Annotated in this window: 17 protein-coding genes; 10 read left to right on the forward strand and 7 right to left on the reverse strand. The window is 72.6% G+C overall.

Annotated elements, in window-relative coordinates:
- Positions 1-16: 16 nt before the first annotated feature.
- Entirely contained in the window at positions 17-811 is a 795-nt protein-coding gene (locus ACZ7JA_RS19030) for a glutamate racemase (protein ID WP_403683968.1), read from the forward strand.
- 95 nt (positions 812-906) lie between these two features.
- The gene (locus tag ACZ7JA_RS19035) at positions 907-1,452 is read left to right on the forward strand and encodes a hypothetical protein (protein WP_389449305.1); all 546 of its coding nucleotides are present in this window, start codon (positions 907-909) and stop codon (positions 1,450-1,452) included.
- Between the two features lie 172 nt (positions 1,453-1,624).
- On the opposite strand, the gene ACZ7JA_RS19040 is transcribed toward ACZ7JA_RS19035, so the two are convergent.
- On the reverse strand, positions 1,625-2,596 hold the full coding sequence (locus ACZ7JA_RS19040) for an O-antigen ligase family protein (protein ID WP_470809299.1): 972 nt from the start codon (positions 2,594-2,596) through the stop codon (positions 1,625-1,627).
- A 307-nt stretch (positions 2,597-2,903) separates the two neighbouring features.
- Between ACZ7JA_RS19040 and lnt the strand changes: the two genes are divergently transcribed.
- The 4 genes from lnt (at position 2,904) to ACZ7JA_RS19060 (ending at position 7,965) form a co-directional block, all read left to right on the forward strand.
- On the forward strand, positions 2,904-4,514 hold the full coding sequence (lnt, locus tag ACZ7JA_RS19045; RefSeq protein ID WP_470809301.1) for an apolipoprotein N-acyltransferase: 1,611 nt from the start codon (positions 2,904-2,906) through the stop codon (positions 4,512-4,514).
- Positions 4,515-4,580: 66 nt separating this feature from the next.
- A complete protein-coding gene (locus ACZ7JA_RS19050; protein WP_351660571.1) occupies positions 4,581-5,060 on the forward strand; it encodes an NUDIX hydrolase in 480 nt (159 codons plus the stop codon).
- 54 nt (positions 5,061-5,114) lie between these two features.
- The gene (locus ACZ7JA_RS19055) at positions 5,115-5,936 is read left to right on the forward strand and encodes a 3-hydroxybutyrate dehydrogenase (RefSeq protein WP_351660574.1); all 822 of its coding nucleotides are present in this window, start codon (positions 5,115-5,117) and stop codon (positions 5,934-5,936) included.
- Between the two features lie 76 nt (positions 5,937-6,012).
- A complete protein-coding gene (locus ACZ7JA_RS19060) occupies positions 6,013-7,965 on the forward strand; it encodes a helix-turn-helix domain-containing protein (protein WP_389297142.1) in 1,953 nt (650 codons plus the stop codon).
- 53 nt (positions 7,966-8,018) lie between these two features.
- Here ACZ7JA_RS19060 and ACZ7JA_RS19065 read toward each other — a convergent pair whose 3' ends face one another.
- The 3 genes from ACZ7JA_RS19065 to ACZ7JA_RS19075 form a co-directional block, all read right to left on the reverse strand.
- On the reverse strand, positions 8,019-9,398 hold the full coding sequence (locus ACZ7JA_RS19065) for an MFS transporter (protein ID WP_393434886.1): 1,380 nt from the start codon (positions 9,396-9,398) through the stop codon (positions 8,019-8,021).
- A 458-nt stretch (positions 9,399-9,856) separates the two neighbouring features.
- A complete protein-coding gene (locus tag ACZ7JA_RS19070; protein WP_470809304.1) occupies positions 9,857-10,678 on the reverse strand; it encodes an SCO6745 family protein in 822 nt (273 codons plus the stop codon).
- Between the two features lie 4 nt (positions 10,679-10,682).
- On the reverse strand, positions 10,683-11,570 hold the full coding sequence (locus tag ACZ7JA_RS19075) for an alpha/beta fold hydrolase (RefSeq protein ID WP_470809306.1): 888 nt from the start codon (positions 11,568-11,570) through the stop codon (positions 10,683-10,685).
- 295 nt (positions 11,571-11,865) lie between these two features.
- Between ACZ7JA_RS19075 and ACZ7JA_RS19080 the strand changes: the two genes are divergently transcribed.
- The 4 genes from ACZ7JA_RS19080 (at position 11,866) to ACZ7JA_RS19095 (ending at position 14,981) form a co-directional block, all read left to right on the forward strand.
- Entirely contained in the window at positions 11,866-13,065 is a 1,200-nt protein-coding gene (locus tag ACZ7JA_RS19080) for an acetyl-CoA C-acyltransferase (protein WP_450745619.1), read from the forward strand.
- A 78-nt stretch (positions 13,066-13,143) separates the two neighbouring features.
- A complete protein-coding gene (locus ACZ7JA_RS19085; RefSeq protein WP_351660591.1) occupies positions 13,144-13,782 on the forward strand; it encodes an HAD family hydrolase in 639 nt (212 codons plus the stop codon).
- A 274-nt stretch (positions 13,783-14,056) separates the two neighbouring features.
- Positions 14,057-14,749, forward strand: a complete 693-nt coding sequence (locus ACZ7JA_RS19090) for a TetR/AcrR family transcriptional regulator (RefSeq protein WP_351660594.1) — start codon at positions 14,057-14,059, stop codon at positions 14,747-14,749.
- A 52-nt stretch (positions 14,750-14,801) separates the two neighbouring features.
- Positions 14,802-14,981: a hypothetical protein gene (locus ACZ7JA_RS19095; protein WP_470809309.1), complete on the forward strand. Its 180-nt coding sequence runs from the start codon at positions 14,802-14,804 to the stop codon at positions 14,979-14,981.
- A 129-nt stretch (positions 14,982-15,110) separates the two neighbouring features.
- Here ACZ7JA_RS19095 and ACZ7JA_RS19100 read toward each other — a convergent pair whose 3' ends face one another.
- The 3 genes from ACZ7JA_RS19100 to ACZ7JA_RS19110 form a co-directional block, all read right to left on the reverse strand.
- A complete protein-coding gene (locus ACZ7JA_RS19100) occupies positions 15,111-16,001 on the reverse strand; it encodes a glycoside hydrolase family 19 protein (RefSeq protein WP_470809311.1) in 891 nt (296 codons plus the stop codon).
- Positions 16,002-17,526: 1,525 nt separating this feature from the next.
- The gene (locus tag ACZ7JA_RS19105) at positions 17,527-18,192 is read right to left on the reverse strand and encodes a TetR/AcrR family transcriptional regulator (protein WP_351660602.1); all 666 of its coding nucleotides are present in this window, start codon (positions 18,190-18,192) and stop codon (positions 17,527-17,529) included.
- Positions 18,189-19,484, reverse strand: coding sequence for a PucR family transcriptional regulator (locus ACZ7JA_RS19110; protein WP_351660605.1), 1,296 nt, complete (start codon positions 19,482-19,484; stop codon positions 18,189-18,191). Before ACZ7JA_RS19110 ends, ACZ7JA_RS19105 begins: the two co-directional genes overlap by 4 nt.
- Between the last annotated feature and the right edge of the window lie 95 nt (positions 19,485-19,579).

Below are 19,579 nucleotides of genomic sequence, written 5' to 3' on the forward strand. Positions count from 1 at the left end.
CGTCTATCGTGGCCGGGTGAAGATCGCGCTCATGGACTCCGGAATCGGCCTGCTGGCGGCCACCGCCGCGGTACGGCGCCTGCGGCCCGACGCGGACCTCGTCCTCTCCCTCGACCCCGACGGCATGCCCTGGGGGCCGCGCACCACCGAGGACCTCACCGCACGCGCCCTGGCCGTCGCCGAGGCCGCCGCGGCCCACCGGCCGGACGCCCTGATCATCGGCTGCAACACCGCCACCGTGCACGCGCTGCCCGCCCTGCGCGCCCGGCTGGAGCCCGGCATCCCGGTGATCGGCACGGTCCCGGCGATCAAGCCGGCCGTCGCCGGGGGCGGCCCGGTCGCCATCTGGGCCACGCCCGCCACCACCGGAAGCCCCTACCAGCGCGGTCTCATCGAGCAGTTCGCCGACGGCGTCCGGGTCGCCGAGGTGCCCTGCTGGGGGCTGGCCGAGGCCGTGGAGCACGCGGACGAGGCGGCCATCGACGCGGCCGTCGCCGCCGCGGCCGCGCTGACCCCGGACGACGTCACCACCGTCGTCCTCGGCTGCACCCACTACGAACTGGTGGCGGACCGCATCCGCGCCGCCGTACGGAACGGAAGCGCCGCCCCGCTCGCCCTGCACGGCTCCGCCGGGGCGGTCGCCGCCCAGGCCCTGCGCCGTCTCGGCGAACAAGCCGCCCCCGACGCCCCGGCCGAAGGCACGCTGACGGTGCTGCTCAGCGGTCGCGAGGGCGCGCTGCCCGCGGCCGCGCTGCGCTATGCCGAGGGCCGGCTGCTGCCGTCCGCCGGGCCGCTCGCCGACCGGCGCTGACTCGGAGATCCCTGCGGCCGGCGCCTGGGCCGCCTGAAGGAGTCACGCTCCGCGAGCGGGTACCCGCGCACCGAAACCTGAGTAACCTCGTATCCATGAGCGAGCACCGCCGCACCGAGGACGCCTCGCACCCCGACGTCTGGACCGGACGCGCCACCAACCGGGTCCAGTGGCTGCTGGCGCTGGTGGGCGCCGCCTGCATGGCCCTCGGTATCGAACTGGCCGTGGAATCCGCCTGGACCTCCGGCGTCGCCGCGCTGGCGATGTCCGTCGTCGGCTGCATCGCGGCCGGCCTGCTGGTCCTCTTCGGCACGCTGGCCTTCGTGCACGTCGACCTGAAACTTGAGAAGGACTGCCTCGAGGTGCGCTGCGGCCACATCGGTGTGCCGCGCCGCCGCATCCCGCTGTCCGAGGTCGCCGGAGCCGACTTCGCCGCCCTCGTCACCCCCTGCAACTGGGGCGGCTGGGGTTACCGCTGGCGTCCGGAGAAGGGGACCGCGGTCGTCGTCCGCCGCGGCGAGGGCATCGTGCTCAGACTCTGGGACGGCCACACCTTCACCATCACCGTGGACAACGCGGAGTCCGCGGTCCGCGTCATCAGGGCCCGGCTGCGGGCGATCACACCGGGCACCATCAGCTGAACCGCGGCCGGCGGCCGTCCCGGCCCGCGCCGACCGCTACCGCCGCTTGCCCGTCCCTGGCCCGCGTCGATCCACTACCGCCGCGTGCCGTCCCCGGTCCGCGTCGATCCACTACGGCTTCCTGCCGTCCCCGGCCGCATTGCCCGCCACGGCCACCCGCGGACGTCCATCCCTACGGCTCCCCGCCGTCCCCCGCCCATGGCCGCGCCGTCGCCCACCCCGCCAGCAGTCCCGCGCCCGCCGTCACCGTGGCGAAGCTGAGCGCGTTGCCCACTGCGGCGAGCACGGCGAGCGCGGTCAGCGCCGCGCCCGCGGTGAGGGCCACCGGCGTGGAGCGCGGGGAGCGCCACAGGGCGTGCAGGATCCAGCCGTGCACGGCGATCAGCAGCAGGACCCCGATCAGACCCTGCTCGGCCGCCTGCTGGAGCGGCGCCGAGTGCGGTCTGCCGTAGGCGAGCAGCCCCGCTCCCCGCGGACCGGCCGCCGTGAACTCGGCGAAGCGGCCCGGGCCGACGCCGAGCAGGGCGTCGCGGCCGGCCAGCCGCGCGGCGTCCCGCCACAGCCCGAGCCGGCTCGCGGTGAACCGGCCGCTCAGCGCGTCGGTGAGCCCGGCGGGCAGCGCGTCCGCCGCGACCGTGCAGACCGCCGCCACGGGGACGGCCGCCGCGAGGGCCAGGCCGGCGACACCGGCGCCCCGGTACGGCATCGCGCCCGCCGCGAGCGAGCACAGCAGCACGGCCGCGCTGGCGGCGCAGCCGGCGGCCGAGCCCGTCACGGCGCCGGTCAGCGCGATGCCGGCGGCCAGCAGCCGCAGCAGGGCCCGGGTCGCCGGTCGGCGCGCCGACCAGGCGGCGCAGCAGGCCGCCCCGGTGGCGAGGGCCAGCACCGCGGCCGTGGCGCCGGCGTGCCCGAGCGGGACGGCGTACCGGGCGCCGGGGGAGAGGTCCGGCATGACCAGCGGCAGGGCCGCCCCCGCGACCGCGCCGGCCGCCGGCGCGGCCACCGGCAGCAGTGACCCGGAGATCCGCCCCGCGGCATGGCCCGCGGCCAGGGCGAGCACCGCGAGCAGCACGCCCTCGGGCCGTCCCTCGTGAGCCGCCGCCGTGATCAGCGACCAGGCGGCGCACGCCCCCAGGAGGATCATGCCCGCCCCGTCGGAAACGTTTCGTCCGGCCTCTCGGCAGCCCGCGCCGTCCGCGCCGGCCGCGGATCCCAGTTCCGTCGACCCCACCCCGTAGCCCCTCGTACCCAGGTCCCCCGACCTGTGGCGGTCCCCGGCGGAGCGCACCGGACCGGGCCGCACCGCAGAGGCTGGGCACACGGTAACGGCTGGTCGCCGATTTGTGGACGAGTCCCGCGCGAACGCATGACCGGCGACCGTACTCCTGGGGCGGCCGGGACGTCCTGGACTGCGCTGTCGGCATCGAGTGCGCCCGCCGTACACTCCCCGGGTGACCGTCACCGCAACTTCCGTGGACCAGTCCGACCAGCTCAGGCCGCCCTCCGCGAGGAGTGCGCGCGGCAGCCGGCTCCGGCGACTGGTCCCGGCCGCCGCCTCCGCCCTGTGCGGCGTGCTGCTCTACGTCAGCTTCCCGCCGCGCCCCCTGTGGTGGCTGGCCCTGCCCGCCTTCGCCGGCTTCGCCTGGGTGCTGCGCGGCCGCGGCTGGAAAGCGGCCCTCGGCCTCGGCTACCTCTTCGGGCTCGGCTTCCTGCTGCCGCTGCTGGTGTGGACGGGCGTGGAGGTCGGCCCCGGCCCCTGGCTCGCTCTCGCGGCCATCGAGGCGGTCTTCGTGGCCCTGGTCGGCGTCGGCGTGGCCGCGGTGTCCAGACTGCCTGCCTGGCCGGTGTGGGCGGCCGCCCTGTGGATCGCCGGCGAGGCGGTACGCGCGCGCGTGCCCTTCCGCGGCTTCCCCTGGGGCAAGATCGCGTTCGGCCAGGCGGACGGCGTCTTCCTGCCGCTCGCCGCGGTGGGCGGCACTCCGGTGCTCGGTTTCGCCGTCGTCCTGTGCGGCTTCGGCCTGTACGAGGCCGGGCGCCTGATCGCCGAGCGGCGCCGCACCCGGACCCTGCGGCGCGGGGCGGCGGCCGCGGCCCTGCTCAGCGTCGCCGTGCCGGTCGCGGGAGCGGTCGCCGCGCGGCCGCTGGTCAGCGATGAGGCGCAGGCCGGCACCGCGACCGTCGCGGTCATCCAGGGCAACGTCCCCCGCGCCGGTCTGGAGTTCAGCGCCCAGCGCCGGGCCGTGCTCGACCACCACGCGCGCGAGACGCTCAAGCTGGCCGCCGACATCAAGGCGGGCAAGACCGCGAAGCCGGACTACGTGCTGTGGCCGGAGAACTCCTCCGACATCGACCCCTTCACCAATCCGGACGCGGCCGCCGTCATCAACGAGGCGGCCAGGGCCGTCGGGGTGCCGATCTCGGTCGGCGGGGTCGTGGAGAAGGACGGCAGGCTGCTCAACGAGCAGATCCTGTGGGACCCGGTCAAGGGACCGACCCAGACCTACGACAAGCGCCAGGTGCAGCCGTTCGGCGAGTACCTTCCGCTGCGCGGCCTGGTCGGAGCGATCAACAAGGACTGGACCGGCATGGTCCGCCAGGACTTCAGCCGGGGCAGCGAGCCGGGCGTCTTCGACTTCGGCGGCGCCAAGGTCGGCCTCGCCACGTGCTACGAGGCCGCCTTCGACTGGGCGGTGCGGGACACCGTCACGCACGGCGCGCAGATGATCTCGGTGCCGAGCAACAACGCCACCTTCGACCGCAGCGAGATGACCTACCAGCAGCTCGCCATGTCCCGCGTCCGGGCCGTCGAGCACAGCCGGACCGTGACCGTGCCGGTCACCAGCGGCGTCAGCGCGATCATCATGCCGGACGGCACGATCACGCAGAAGACCGGCATGTTCGTGCCCGCCTACCTGGTGCAGAAGGTGCCGCTGCGCACCTCCGAGACGCCCGCGACCCGGCTCGGCATCCTGCCGGAGATCGCCCTCGTGCTGGTCGCGGCGGGTGGACTCGGCTGGGCGACCGGCTCCGGGGCGCGCGCCCGGCGCGCCGGACGCGCGTGACCGTACGGCGGTCCTGCGCCCCCTGACATGCGAGGGAGCCGTGGACCGGCCCGTTAGGGTCGGTCCATGGCTACTCCCGACTTCATCCGCACCGTCCGGGCCAGCGCCGGTCAGCAGCTGCTGTGGCTTCCCGGGGTCACCGCGATCGTCTTCGACGACGAGGGCAGAGTGCTGCTGGGCCGGCGGTCCGACACCCGCAAGTGGTCGGTGATCGGGGGCATCCCGGAACCGGGCGAGCAGCCCGCCGCCTGCGCGGTGCGGGAGGTGTTCGAGGAGACGGCGGTGGACTGCGTCCCCGAGCGGGTCGTGCTGGTCCAGGCACTGCAGCCGGTGACCTACCCCAACGGGGACGTCTGCCAGTACATGGACATCACCTTCCGCTGCCGTGCGGTGGGCGGCGAGGCCCGGGTCAACGACGACGAGTCGCTCGAGGTGGGCTGGTTCACGGTGGACGCGCTGCCGGACCTGCACGAGTTCGGGCTCTTCCGGATCAAGCAGGCCATGTCCGAGTCACCCACATGGTTCGACCCTATGACTATGGGCTGAAGTGTGGGTGGCAGCCACATGTGGTGAGGGGTGGGCCCCACTTATCGTCGGCTCATGACCACGTCCAGCCCGCCACCGGCCGCCCAGCCCCCCGCCCCCCATGACTCCCTCGACCTCGGCGGCCGCACCGCCCTCGTCACCGGCGCCGCCAGCGGCATCGGGCGCGCCTGCGCGCTGCGGCTCGCCGCCGCCGGCGCCGAGGTGAGAGCCGTCGACCGGGACGCCGCGGGCCTCGCCGAGCTGGCGGAACTCGCCCAGCGGGCCGGCGACCTCGCGGGCACGGTCGTACCCCACACCCTGGACCTCACCGACCTCGACGCCGCCGAGCGGGTAGCCGCCGGCACCGACGTCCTCGTCAACAACGCCGGACTGCAGCTGGTACGTCCGCTGGAGCAGTTCCCGCCCGACGTCTTCCACACCGTGCTCACCGTGATGCTGGAGGCGCCGTTCCGGCTCATCCGCGGCGCCCTCCCGCACATGTACGCGCAAGGATGGGGGCGGATCGTCAACGTGTCCTCCGTGCACGGACTGCGCGCCTCGGCGTTCAAGTCCGCCTACGTGGCCGCCAAGCACGGCCTCGAAGGCCTGTCCAAGACGGCCGCGCTGGAGGGCGCCCCGCACGGCGTGACCTCCAACTGCGTGAACCCCGCCTACGTCCGCACCCCGCTGGTCGAGAAGCAGATCGCCGACCAGGCGCAGGCCCACGGCATCCCCGAGGAACGCGTCCTGTCCGAGATCCTGCTGAAGGACAGCGCCGTCCAGCGGCTCATCGAACCCGAGGAGGTGGCCGACGCCGTGGCCTACCTGTGCGGTCCTCAGGCCTCCTTCGTCACCGGCACCTCCCTCGTCCTCGACGGCGGGTGGACGGCCCACTGAGCGGACCGGCGCCGCCGGGCCCGGGAGTTTTCCACAGGCCCGGCAGGCCGGACCGCCGATGCGTAATCCTGTGACCATGTCTCGCGATCACGTCCAGCCGGCCGCAACCCCCGCCTCCGAAGGCGCCGCGGGGGTGTCCGGCGACGGCGCGGGCGCCCCGTACCTCGAGCTGCTGGCCCGCGACGCCCCGGTGGAGGCCTACGAGCAGCCGGTGCTGCTCGCCCGGGCCGAGGGGCAGCCGGCCGACCGGATCGCCGCGCTGGAGCGCGCCAAGCTGCTCGCCCTGCGGGTCCGTTCCGAGCTGGAGGGACGCCGCCGCCGTGAGGCCGAGCTGTCGGCGCTGTTCGAGACCGCCCACGACCTGGCCGGCCTGCGGGACCTGGACGCCGTGCTGCAGGCCATCGTGCAGCGCGCCCGGTCCCTGCTGGGCACGGACGTCGCCTACCTCAGCCTCAACGACCCGGCACGCGGCGACACCTACATGCGCGTGACCGAGGGCTCGGTGGCCGCCCGCTTCCAGCAACTGCGCCTCGGCATGGGCGAGGGACTCGGCGGACTGGTCGCCCAGACCGCGCGGCCCTACGTCACCGACGACTACTTCAAGGACGCCCGCTTCCAGCACACCCGCGCCATCGACGCCGGCGTCGAGGACGAGGGCCTGATCGCCATCCTCGGCGTACCGCTGATGCTCGGCTCCAGCGTCATCGGCGTCCTGTTCGCCGCCGACCGGCGCGCCCGTGTCTTCGAACGCGGGCAGATCGCCCTGCTCGGCTCCTTCGCCGCGCTCGCCGCGGCCGCCATCGACACCGCCAACCTGCTCACCGAGACCCGCTCGGCGCTGGCCGGCCTGGAGCGGGCCAACGAGATCATCCGGGACCGCAGCGCGGTCATCGAGCGCGCCTCCGAGGTGCACGACCGGCTCGCCGAACTGGTGCTGCGCGGCGGCGGCGTCCACGACGTGGCCGCGGCCGTCTCCCAGGTCATCGACGGCACGGTCGAGTTCACCGAGGCAGGCACGGCGCCGGCCGCGGCCCTGAAGGCGTCCCGCACCGAGGGGCACGCGGTACGGCACCAGAGCGACTGGATCGCCGCGGTGGTCGCCGGCGGCGAACTCCTCGGCGCGCTCGTGCTGCGCGGCCACCCGGACCTCGACCCGGTCGACCAGCGCACCCTGGAACGCGCGGCGATGGTCACCTCGCTGCTCCTGCTGGCCCGCCGCTCCGCCGCCGAGGCCGAGCACCGGGTGCGGGGCGAACTGCTCGACGACCTCCTGGACGCCCGCGACCGCGATCCGCGCCTGCTGCGCGAGCGCGCCGCCCGGCTGCACGCCGACCTGGACGCCACCCACGTCGTCCTCGCCGCCCGGCTCGACGGGCCGGCCGCCGACGCCGACGAGGAGGCCGCCGCCCGGCGCCGCCTGTGGTCCGCGGCCTCCCATCTCGCCGCCACCCGGCACGGCCTTGCGGCCGCCCGGGACGGCGGCACGGTCCTGCTGCTCCCGCTCGCCGCCGGCGACAGCGCCACGGAGCTGGCCCGCCGGACCGCCCGCCACCTCGGTACGGCCGTCCACCAGCCGGTCACCGTCGGCGCCTCCGCCCCGGTCACCGACCTCACCGTCCACCACGACACCGTGGCCGCCGCCTATGCCGAGGGCCGCCGCTGCCTCGACGCGCTGCTCCTGCTGGGCCGCGGCGGCGACGGCGCGGCGGCCGAGGACTTCGGCTTCCTCGGCCTGCTGCTCGCCGGCGACCGGGACGTGGGCGGTTTCGTCGGCCGCACCATCGGCCCGGTCGTGGACTACGACGAGCGCCGCGGCACGGAACTGCTGCACACCCTCGACGCCTACTTCGCCTGCGGGATGAGCCCGGCCCGCACCAAGGACGCCCTCCACGTGCACGTGAACACCGTCGCCCAGCGGCTGGAGCGCGTGGGCCGCCTGCTGGGCCAGGACTGGCAGGCGCCGGCCCGCGCCCTGGAGATCCAGCTCGCCCTGCGGCTGCACCGGCTGGCGACCCCGGAACGGCACTGACCGGCCCCCCGTCAGGGGAGCCGGTCGGTGCGGTGAGCGGTTCGTACGGCCGGTCAGACGGTGCCGGCCCTGGCCGCCGGGCTCGCGTCGGCGGGCTCGCCGTCCCCGGCCTCCACCTCGGCGAGGTCCCGGTGCCGGGTCTCCTTGGCCACTCCCACGGCGATCAGGGTGAGCACGGCCGCCGCGATCACGTACAGGGCGATCGGAGTGGAGTCGCCGTAGTCGGACAGCAGCGCGGTGGCGATCAGCGGCGCGGGCGCACCGGCGGCGACGGAGGCGAACTGGGCGCCGATCGAGGCGCCGGAGTACCGCATCCGGGTCGCGAACATCTCGGCGAAGAACGCCGCCTGGGGCGCGTACATGGCTCCGTGCAGCACCAGTCCGACGGTCACGGCCAGCAGCAGGTACCCGAACGAACCGGTGTCGATGAGCGCGAAGAACGGGAACATCCACAGCCCGACGCCGGCCGCGCCCAGCAGGTACACCGGCCGCCGTCCGACCCGGTCGGAGAGCGCGCCCCAGGCCGGGATCACGGCGAAGTGCACGGCGGAGGCGATGAGTACGGCGTTCAGCGCGGTCTGCTTCGAGACGCCGGCGGAGGTGGTGGCGTAGACGAGGATGAACGCGGTGATGACGTAGTAGCTGATGTTCTCCGCCATGCGGGCGCCCATGGCGACCAGCACGTCCTTCCAGTGGTGGCGCAGCACGGAGACGAGCGGCAGCTTCTCCGGCTCCTCCGCGCGCCGGGTCTCGGCCCGCGCCAGCGCCTCCTTGAAGACGGGGGACTCGTCCACGGAGAGGCGGATCCACAGGCCGACCATCACCAGCACACCGGAGAGCAGGAACGGTACGCGCCATCCCCAGGTGCCGAAGGCGTCGTCCGAGAGCACGGCGGTGAGCAGCGACAGCACACCGGTGGCGAGCAACTGCCCGGCCGGCGCCCCGGTCTGCGGCCAGGAGGCCCAGAATCCGCGCCGCCGCGCGTCCCCGTGCTCGGAGACCAGCAGCACGGCGCCGCCCCACTCACCGCCCAGCGCGAATCCCTGCACCAGGCGCAGCGTGGTCAGCAGCACCGGCGCGGCGGAGCCGACCGTCGCGTGCGTCGGCAGCAGGCCGATGGCGAAGGTGGCGCCGCCCATCATCAGCAGGCTCAGCACCAGCAGCTTCTTGCGCCCGAGACGGTCACCGTAGTGCCCGAACACCAGGGCTCCCAGCGGGCGGGCCGCGAACCCGACGGCGTACGTCAGGAACGACAGTAGTGTTCCGACGAGCGGGTCGGAGTCCGGGAAGAAGAGCTTGTTGAACACCAGCGCGGCGGCGGAGCCGTACAGGAAGAAGTCGTACCACTCGATGGTGGTGCCGATGAGGCTGGCGGCGACGATACGGGGGAGGCTGGCGGGGGGTGGGGGAGCGGATGCTGCTCGGGATGCCATGTGCGCCACTTCCTCGTGTGCGGTGGGGACGGGTACGTGTCGGCACACGGTAGGAAGACGCACGTCAGGCGCACATGTGGTGGGGCAACACAGTTCGGGGCTTGGCTATGCGTGTGGCCACCATGCCGGCTCACGGAAGGGAGAAGCGAGTGCCGTCCCGGGCGCGTGGCTCGGGAAGGTTCACCGTCGCCGCGGCCGGCCTGGAAAGGTCCACGGACCGCTCGGCCGGTGGTCCTTGGTCGGCAGTACTTCCCCAGCGCGTCACCGGTGGGGTTCCGGCGGTACGGCGGTCCCGGCCGCGCGGGCATCGAAGGCGGCCGCACAGCCGACACCGGGACCAGGACCGACTGTGCCGGCGTGGCTCAGTCGGCCCTCCGGAGACCGGGGAGCCGGTTTTCGTCGACGGGTGAGTGCCCGGGGACCGGCTCGCCGCTCATTCTCGTGGCGTGGGGCGGCGGTCAGCCGATCTTGAGAAGGCCGGCGTCGATGACGGCGTGGCCGAACGGGCGGGCCAGTTCGGCGAGACGCTCGCACTCGGCGTCACTCAGGGCGGCGTAGGCGGGAAGGGCCAGGCGGTCGGTGCGGTCCTCGATGTGCCCGCGCAGGAGTGCGCCTTGAGCGCTGAGGGAGTCGCCGTCGAGAAGGCCTCGCTCCCGCAGGTGCTCCCGGGTGGCGGCCCACTCGTCCTCGGGCCAGGCGCGGCTCGCCCGGAGGAAGTCGACGGGAACCTCACCGGTGGCGGCGTGCAGAATCAGTGCCTCCAGGCCTCCGACGCCCTCACTCAGCAGGCACGCGACATGGCCGTCTCCACGGAACTCCCGGAGCACCGTCTGGGCGTGCCACAGCTGCAGCACCGGTTCCTCCGGCCAGGGCAGCGCGGCATGCGCGGCGAACAGCGGGCGGCCCTGCGCGTGTTCACAGGCCGCCTCGGCCGCCCGGCGGGTCAGCGTCAGGACCTCCTCCAAGTGGGGCAGCTCGTGGATTCCCGCCCGCCGCAGGCCTTCGCCCGCCGCGGCGTACCGCGCGTCCAGCACCTGCTGCGGCTCAGTCGCGTCCCAGACCCCCGCTACCGCCCGGCATACGAAATCGGGGTTGAAGTTGTAGAAGGTCGAGATGATCAGCTCGGCGGACGCCCGGCCGAAGGCGGCGCCGCGGGAGGCGAAGTACCCGGCGCGTCCGCTGAGTCCGAGCTCCGCGTACCTTCGCCTTGCCTCGGGAATGAAGTAGATCATGCCGTGTACGGGCTCCAGGCGGCGCCAGGCTGCACGCGCTGTCTTCATGGGGTCACCTCTTCGGAGATCGGAGAGTCGACGCACGGGGCATGCGTCGCGGTTTCTGCCAACCGTGCGTTCGCAGGTGCTCGAGCAGCAGGCCGCTCAGCGTCTCGGGCGCCTCCTCGGGGACCCAGTGGCTGACGCCCTGAAGGGTCTCGAACCGGTACGGCCCCTTGACCCACTGCCCGGTCTCCCGCGCGGCCGCCGGGCCGAACGCGCTGTCCTCCGTGCTCCAGACATACAGCGTGGGCACGTCGATCACGCCGATCGCGCCGTCGGGGCGGCCGGCCCGGTACCAGTTCAGCGCCGCGGTGAGAGCGCCCGGCCGGGACAGGTGCCGTACATAGGCCTCGGTACTGTCCCGGGGGACCTTTCCGGCGTAGAGCGCGCGAAGCACTTGGGCGTCGTGGGCGAGCATGCGCTCTTCGGTCGCGGGTGTCTCGCGCCAGTCGATCATGTAGCGCGAGCGTGCGCGTTGATCCCGGTCGGCGCGCAGCGTGGTGGCCAGAGCGCCGGGGTGAGGGGTCGAGACGACGGTCAGGGTGCGCACGCGGCCGGGGTGGGCGTGCGCGGTCCACCAGGCCACCGCTCCTCCCCAGTCGTGCCCGACCAGGTCGAACGCCGCCCAGCCCAGTCTCTCGGTGATCGCGACCACGTCGTCCACGAGGCGATCGACGCGATAGTCCTCGGGTCGCTGCGGGCGGGTGCCCGGGGAGTATCCACGCTGGTCGGGCGCCGCCACCCGGCAGCCGTGCGCGGCCAGTGCCGCGATCTGCCGCCGCCACACCAGCCTCGTCTGCGGGAAGCCGTGCAGAAGCAGCACCGGGCGGCCCTCGGTCGGACCCGCCACGGTCGCGTCGAACACGCCCGCACCGGTGACGATGCTCACATCGGTCACGACCCACCTCTTCATACCGACTGGTCGGTAGCCTTCAGTCGCGGAGGCGGGCTGTCAAGGCCGCGAGCGTCGGAGAGCCCACGGTTGAACATGACGCCGAATTCAAATATAACCGTGGGGCGGCCGACTCCGTCACCTGCCGCGGTCATGGCTCACCTCATCGCTCGACGAGGGAGACGGCCGACGACCGCTCACGGCGCCTCCGTTGGCGTCGGGCCGGCTCGCCGGCAGCGAGACCCGGAAGGACGCCCCCGAGCTCCCGGACCCGCGGGACCCACAGGAAGCAGTGAGGCCAATGAGGGAAGCAGTCATCGTCTCGACGGCGCGGACGCCGATCGGCAGGGCGTACCGCGGCGCGTTCAACGACACACAGGCCCAGGAACTCGCCGCCCATGCACTCGGGCACGCGGTGCGGCGCGCGGGGCTGGAAGGAGGCGAGGTCGAGGACGTGATCTTCGGTTGCGCGGTCCAGCAGGGGTCCACCGGTTTCAACGTCGCGCGCCAGGCCGCTCTGCGGGCCGGGCTTCCGGACGGCGTGCCGGGGATGACGATCGACCGGCAGTGCTCCTCGGGCCTGATGGCCATAGCGACGGCCGCCAAACAGATCGTCGCGGACGGTATGCAGGTCGCCGTCGGCGGCGGTGTCGAGTCGATCTCCCTGGTGCAGAACGACCACATGAACACCCATCGCGCGGCGGATCCCTGGCTGGTCGGACACAAGCCGAGCATCTACATGCCGATGCTGCAGACGGCGGAGATCGTCGCCGAACGCTACGGCGTGAGCCGGGAGCGCCAGGACGAGTTCGCCCTGCTGTCACAGCGGCGCACCGCCGCGGCGCAGGAGGCCGGCCGGTTCGACCAGGAGATCGTCGCGCTCACCAGCGTCAAGAAGGTCCTCGACAAGCAGTCCGGGGAGGTGCGGGACGAGGAGGTCACCCTGACCCGGGACGAGGGCAACCGCGCCTCGACGACGCTCGAGGGCCTGGCCGGCCTGGTTCCGGTACTGCCCGACGGTCAGGTGGGGGCGCACTCCAGCGTGACGGCCGGCAATTCCTCGCAACTGTCGGACGGAGCCTCGGCATCGGTGTTGATGGAGGCGACGGAGGCCGAGCGCCGCGGTCTGGAGCCGCTGGGTGTCTACCGGGGTATGGCCGTCGCCGGTTGCGGGCCGGACGAGATGGGCATCGGCCCGGTGTTCGCCATTCCGAAGCTGCTGAAGCAGCACCACCTCGGCGTCGACGACATCGGTCTGTGGGAGCTCAACGAGGCGTTCGCTTCCCAGGCGCTGTACTGCCGCGACGAACTGCACATCGACCCGGAGCGCTTCAACGTCAACGGCGGCGCGATCTCGGTCGGCCATCCCTACGGAATGACCGGTGCCCGCCTGGTGGGGCATGCCCTTGTCGAGGGCAAGCGCCGCGGTGCCCGGTATGTGGTGATCTCGATGTGTGTCGGCGGCGGAATGGGCGCGGCCGGACTGTTCGAAGTCGCCTGAGATCCGCATCCCTGCGGGCGAGACACGGCTGCCGTCCCCACTGTGGCGGCGGCGAACCGAGGAGAGGAGCCGGACAGCATGTCGGACGTGGTGGAGAGGACGCGAACCGCGGTCCTGGTGGACTTCGGCGGTGTCATCACCTCCAGTGTGCTGCGGGCCTTCACCGACTTCGGCGCCTCACTCGGCGGCGACCCGCGCCTGCCGCTGTACCTTCTGCGCCGGGACCAGCGCTCACGGGCCCTCCTGGCCGACCACGAATGCGGTCGTATCGACGCCGAGGCCTTCGAGCGTGGATTCGCCGAGCGCCTGCGCGCCCACGGCGCCCGCGTGCCGGCCGAAGGTCTCACGGCCCGGATGCAAGCGGGAATGTCGATCGACCAGGACATGCTCGCGCTGCTGGGTGAGTTTCGCGCCGCCGGCCGTCCCGTCGCGCTGGTGTCCAACTCGTTCGGTACCGGAACCTACGACGGCGTGGACCTCGCCGCTGTCGCCGACGTGGTCGTCATCTCCGCCGAGGTGGGAATCCGCAAGCCGTCCCGGCGGATATACGCGATCGCCTGTGAACGCCTCGGCGTCGAACCTGAGGAGGCCGTCATGATCGACGATCTGCAGCAGAACCTCGACGGAGCGGCGCGCATCGGAATCGGAGGCGTGCTGCACACCAGTGCGTCCGACACTCGGCGCCAACTCGCCGAGCGTTTCGGGATCACCGCCTGACGGACCGGCCTGCCGGACGCGGTGGGATCAGCCCCCAGGGCGTCCTCGGCCACGCCGTCCGAGGACCTGGTGTCGAGGCCGGGCCGAACCACCTGAACGGCGAAGGCGAGACCGACCGTACGGTCCCTGAGCGGTCCATCGACCGTACGGTCCCGACTCGCGCACCGCGCCCGCCATGCCGTCGCTCGCCGGTCATGAACGTCCCTGGTCCGCCGTGGTGACGGGGCTCCGGGGCCTTATGACCATGGCGTCGGATTCAAGTAGGGTTCGGAGGATGGACACCCCCACGCCCGAGGAGATCGACAGCGAGCCGGCGCCGCCCATGGCGCCTCTCTCCCATCTTCGTGAGCCGCCGACGACGCAGCGTGGAGCACGGACCCGGGCTGCTCTGGTGAAGGCCGCGCGGAAGGTGTTCGAGCGAGACGGCTACCTCGACACCCGCCTGACCGACATCACCAAAGAGGCTCGTTGCGCGGCGGGATCCTTCTACACCTACTTCGCCAACAAGGAGGAAGTGCTGGCCGCCGTCCTCCTGGAGGCGCAGGAGGACATGATGCACCCCGGCATGGGCCGGGTGCAGGGTACCGACGATCCCTACGCGGTGCTCGAGGCGAGCAATCGCGGGTATCTCGAGGCGTACAGACGGAACGCGAAGATGATGGCACTGCTTGAGCAGGTCGCCCAGGTGGAGCCCGAGTTCCGTGAGTTCCGAAGGCGGCGCGGGGACGCGTTCATCCGCCGCAACGCCCGCGGCATCGCCGACCTGCAGGCGCGGGGTGTCGCCGACCCTGAGGTCGATCCGATGATGGCCTCCCGCGCGCTTTCGGGCATGGTCAGCGGCATGGCCTACAACGCCTTCGTGCTCTGTGCGGGACAAGAGGAAAGCGCGCCGGTCCACTTCGAGGAACTCGTGTCCGCGGTCACCCGGCTCTGGGCGAACGCCCTTCGCTTCCCCGGCCACCGCTGATCGGCCTGTCTGCCGGCCCAGCGCCGGCCCGGGCGCGTCGGACACCTGCCGGATGGAGCAGTTGACGGCCCTGGCGGAGAGCACCGTCGGCCCGGTCGGCCTCCACTTCGCCAACGCGGGCATTGCGGGCGCGCTCGGCCGCGCGGACATCGCCGGAATCGACGCCGGGGCGGTGGACCGCCGCTTCCCCGCCCTCGGCGTCGACCTCACGGGCCGCCTGCCCGCTCCTTGACTTCGTTGACGATCCGGTCGTCGACGGGCTGGTGCTCGCACAGTCGTTGACGCCCGGGCGCAGGCCGCCGGTCGCCCGGTCCGACGCGCCTTTCCCAAGCACATCGCTTCACGAAGTCGGCTATGGCGCTCAGCAGTAGAGATTGCCGCCGGGTGGCGTCCCGAGGATCTGCGCGAACCGCTGATAGGCGTCCACGCGGCTCTGGACCTGCGCCGGATTCCTGCCGTCGCACTCGAGGGAGCCGTTGATACTGCGGATCGTCTGGCCGAAGCCGACGCTGTTGACCATGGCGTTGTGAGGCGTCATGGTGCCGGGTCCGGACTGGGTGTTCCAGTACCAGAGCCCCGTCTTCCAGGCCACAGCCGCGTCATTCTGCACCAGCCACGGATTGTTGAGGAGGTCGATGCCGAGCGCGTCGCCCGCGGCTTTGTAGTTGTAGTTCCAGCTGAGCTGAATGGGGCCGCGCCCGTAGTAGGCCGCCTGGCCGGCCGGACATCCGTACGGCTGACTCCAGTCGCAATAGTGCGGGTAGTTGGCGGAGTTCTGCTCGACCACGTACACCAGACCGCCGGTCTCGTGGCTGACGTTGGCGAGGAAGGCCGCGGCCTCCTGCTTCCTGACCTGGTCGCTGCCGCTGTTCGCGAAAGCGGGGTAGGCGTGCAGGGCGGCGGTGAGGCCGCTGTACGTGTAGAAGGGGTTCCGGTTCGGGAACATCTGGTTGAACTGGGCCTCGCTCACCACGAACGTGCCGACGGGGACCTGGGGGCCGCTGTCGCAGGCGTACGGCTCCCAGTACCAGGTGCTGATGGTCGGGTCGTAGCCCGGGTTGTCGTGTTCGGCGATGTACGCCTTGCCGTCGGTGTACCGCACGATGTCGCCTGTCGCGTACGACCTTCCGGCAACCCAGCTCGGGTAGCTCGAACACCCGGCGGCGGACGCGTCCGTGGCCGGCAGCAGGACAGGAACGGCGCTTGCCAGGGCGAGTGCGGCGACCACGGCGGAGAGGCGGCGTTTCGACACAGGATCAACTCCTCTGCGGAGCACGGCCGCACCCGGACAAGGGCAGCGCGAAACCGGACCTCGTACGACGTGCCGGTCGGACCGGCCACGGCGTGGGCGCGGCCGTGGTGGGGGGTGTGGAGGCACATGCAACCGCTTTGGTCTGTACCAGTCAAGGGTGTAGACCAGTCGATTCGCTCCGCCCGGGGAACTCTCCTCCGCCCGGCCACTTCGCCCGGGGCGTCACAGGTGCGAAGAACTGACGCGCGGGGGGCGCCGAGCGGTGGGAAGTGAGCAGCACTCGGCCCGGTTCGAGTGCGCAGCCGTTCGGCTCGTACGCCGAGGGTGCCGCGCCGTCCCGGTCATCGACGTCCCGTCCGGCAGAGTTACATGCCCCACTTTTCCGCCTGTGTGTGAGCGCTCATTCGACGCGCCCCGTTGACCCCGGTAACCGGTGACCCACCCGCAGACCGGTAAGTGAGGTTCGCACATGTCGAGAATCGGTCCGAAACGAAGCAAGTGGCGTCTCCCCGCCGCTGACTGCCGCAGGGACTGGGTGCACCTTTGCTCCCGTCAACTCAAGGACTGAAACGGTCGCTTCATGGACTACTGCATCCCGTGCAGCCGCACGCTCAACGGCGCTGTGACGTGCCCGGAGTGCGGGGCATACGACCCCGGCATGACACAGCCGAGCGATCCGAGAGACGGTGCTCCGGCCGTCGACGCCGCGATGCCGGAGGTCCGCCCGAGCGGGGCAACGAGCTCCTCCGGGTCGCCCCTTCTCGGGTCACCGGCTGTCTCGCACGATCTGTCGGCTGACCCGTACGACCGTCCCGCGCGCCTGAAGAAGTATGCCGTCCGGTCTCTTGCCGCAGCAGCCTTCACCCTCCTCGGGGGCCTGGCCGCCGCATCGGTGTCTCCTCAGTCGACAGCCCCACGAGCAGCCTCGATCCCGGAACAGTCATCCCCCGGAGAACCCGGGGTCCGCGTTCCCGATCAGGCTTCACCGGAGCATGTGACCACGCACCCGGGCCGAAAGGGCGTCCGGGACCGAAACAGTGAGGGGGCCCGGCGTCCTCTGCCAACGGCTACTCGCAGCACGTCACCGGTCTCCGGACCTCCCGTCACCAGCAGCGTGCCGCCACCGGCGAAGGCGAAGCCGACCCCCCGAGCCTCCAGTGGCCGTCCCGGCCCGCCCTCGCGCACGGCAGCCCCTTCCGCGAGGCCCTCCGCCAGCCCCTCCGTCAGTCCTTCCGGCAGCATCAGTGCCTCTCCCACCAGTAGTGGCTCCCCGAGCGGCACAGGGGAAGCCGGTGGCTGAGACACCGGCAGGGCTCCGCTGCGCGCCGCACCTCCACGACCGCCCGCCGCACCGGCGGGGCACGGCGCCCGGGCTCGGTGCGCTTCGGTCCAGCACGTAGTCGGTCTGCTGGTGGGACGCTCTGCACAACCGGCCCCCTCCGCGCTGCAGACGCCGCTCAGCCGAGCTCGAGAAGGCCGGCTCCACCCGGCGCGCCCCCCGCCGCAAAGGCGTGCGACGGGTGTTTCAGCCGGGCGGAGCCGACAGATGGACCAGGATTCCGCACACCTCGTCCACGATCTCCCGGGCCTCCGTCTCGTCCCCGCAGTCGCCCAGCTCACGCGCCGCCCCTCCGATGACGGTGGTCAGCACGCTCACCCGGACCCGGCCGGCGCGTCGACGCTCGTCCACCTCCAGGAGCCGGGCGTTGCGCCGTACCCACGCGCGGTCCCACTGGCGGCGCAGCGTATCGAAGCCCGCCGGGCCGTCGTCCTCCGCGAGGAGCCTGGCGAGCCGCCGGTTGTCCCAGGCACCCTCCAGGTACGCCCTGGCTCCCGCCACGAAGAGGGCGATCGGGTCGTCCACGCCACGCCCGCGCTCGGCCGTCAGCGTGGCCGCGGTCCGGTGCTCCTGCTCCTCCCGGAACTCCTCCCACAGGGCGAGGTAGAGCCCTCGCTTTCCTCCGTAGTGCTGGAAGAGGGTGCCTGCCGGGATGCCGGAGCGCGCCGCGATCTCGGTGAGGCCGGCGTCGGTGTAACCGCGCTCGGTGAACACCTCCAGTGCGGCGTCCAGCAGCACTTGACGGACCGTCCGGCCCTCCCCGCCGTGTCCAGTCGGCAGGACCGTGCGCCCCTGACCGCCCGGCAGTTGCCGTGCCGCCGCGGTCCCGGCGGATTCCACGATGCCGCTCACGAGCGATCCTCACCTTCCCCTGCGCCGTCGCGGATGGCGAGGGCGACCAGCAGCTCCAGGAGGTCGGCGATCCGGCGCGGATTGCGGCCGGTGCGTTCCTCGATCCGGCGCAACCGGTAGTGCGCCGTGTTGTGATGAACCCGCAGCCTGTCGGCGGCCAGCCGCAGATTGAGGTCCGCCTCCGCGAAGGCCCGTATGGTGCCGGCCAGCGTGTCGCCGCGTCTGCGGTCCTCCTCCAGGAGCCCCCGCACACGGGGATCGACCAGCTTGCGGGCGAGGTCGTCGGCGCGCAGCGCCAGGTAGTCGAAGGGGGAGAGCCGGGGCAGCGCCGCCACCCCGCCCCCGCTCGGCACCAGGTCGAGGGCGGCCCGTGCCTCGTCGTAGACGCGCGGCAGTTCGGACGCCCCCTGTGCGACCGTGCTGATGCCCATGGAGAGCGTCGTTCCCTCCTGCGCGAGCCGCCGTTGCACGGCCTCGAAGTGGGTGCATATGTCGTCTGCGCTCATGCCGGCCCGGACCACGGGCACGGCCACCACCTCGCCGTGGCGCACCACGACCAGGGTTCTGCCGGCCCAGGGCCCTGCGACGCTGATCGACGCGCTGGTGGCATACCCGTGCTCGGCCGAGGTGAGGTCCCCGGTGCGAGTGTCGCCGACACCCACCGCCACGACCGCCATCATCGGCGAGCGCGGACCGATGCCGTACGCCTGCGCCGCGGCGGACAGCGGACCGCGCGTCGGCGCGAGGCCGGCCAGGAGCTGGTCCAGGAGATCACGTCGCTCCCGGTCCGCGTCCGCCACCACGTGCTGCTGGTACTCGACGTATGCCTGCGCGGCATGGGTGCTGGCGTAGTCGACGTACCGCATCAGCGGGGTGACGAGGGACAGCGCGGCCTGCTGGGCCTCGGCGGACGTGCCCGCACAGTCCAGCAACGCGTCCCACATCACCTGCCGGCCGACCCGGAAGGCGCTGATCCAGTCTTCCAGGGCGAACCCGGCGCGTGCTCGGCGCAGGGCCGCGGCGCGGCTGAAGACCAGGTCGTCGGAAGCGATGTCGCGGTCGCCGGCCAGCACCGCCAGCTGCATCCGGTAGTGCTCGAGCACCTGCTCCCGGACCTCGTCGAAGAACCGCTCGTCCTGCAGTGCGTACGACGGGATCTCCGCGCGCATCACCTCGACGGCGCTCTCCGCCACCTCCTCCACCCGGTCGTGGACGGCGAGCAGGATCCGCCACCGCTCCCGGCGGAGTGGTTCGGAGGGTGGTGGAGTGTCCAGGGCAGGACCGCGAGGCATGCCGCCGATCGTCGCCGTCCGCCTCGTCCTCCGTCAACAGGCCTGGCGTGAGACATCTCCCGGCACCTGTGCGCGGCGCACAATCCGAGGACCGG

It is taken from the genome of Streptomyces sp. NPDC038135 (assembly GCF_055601245.1).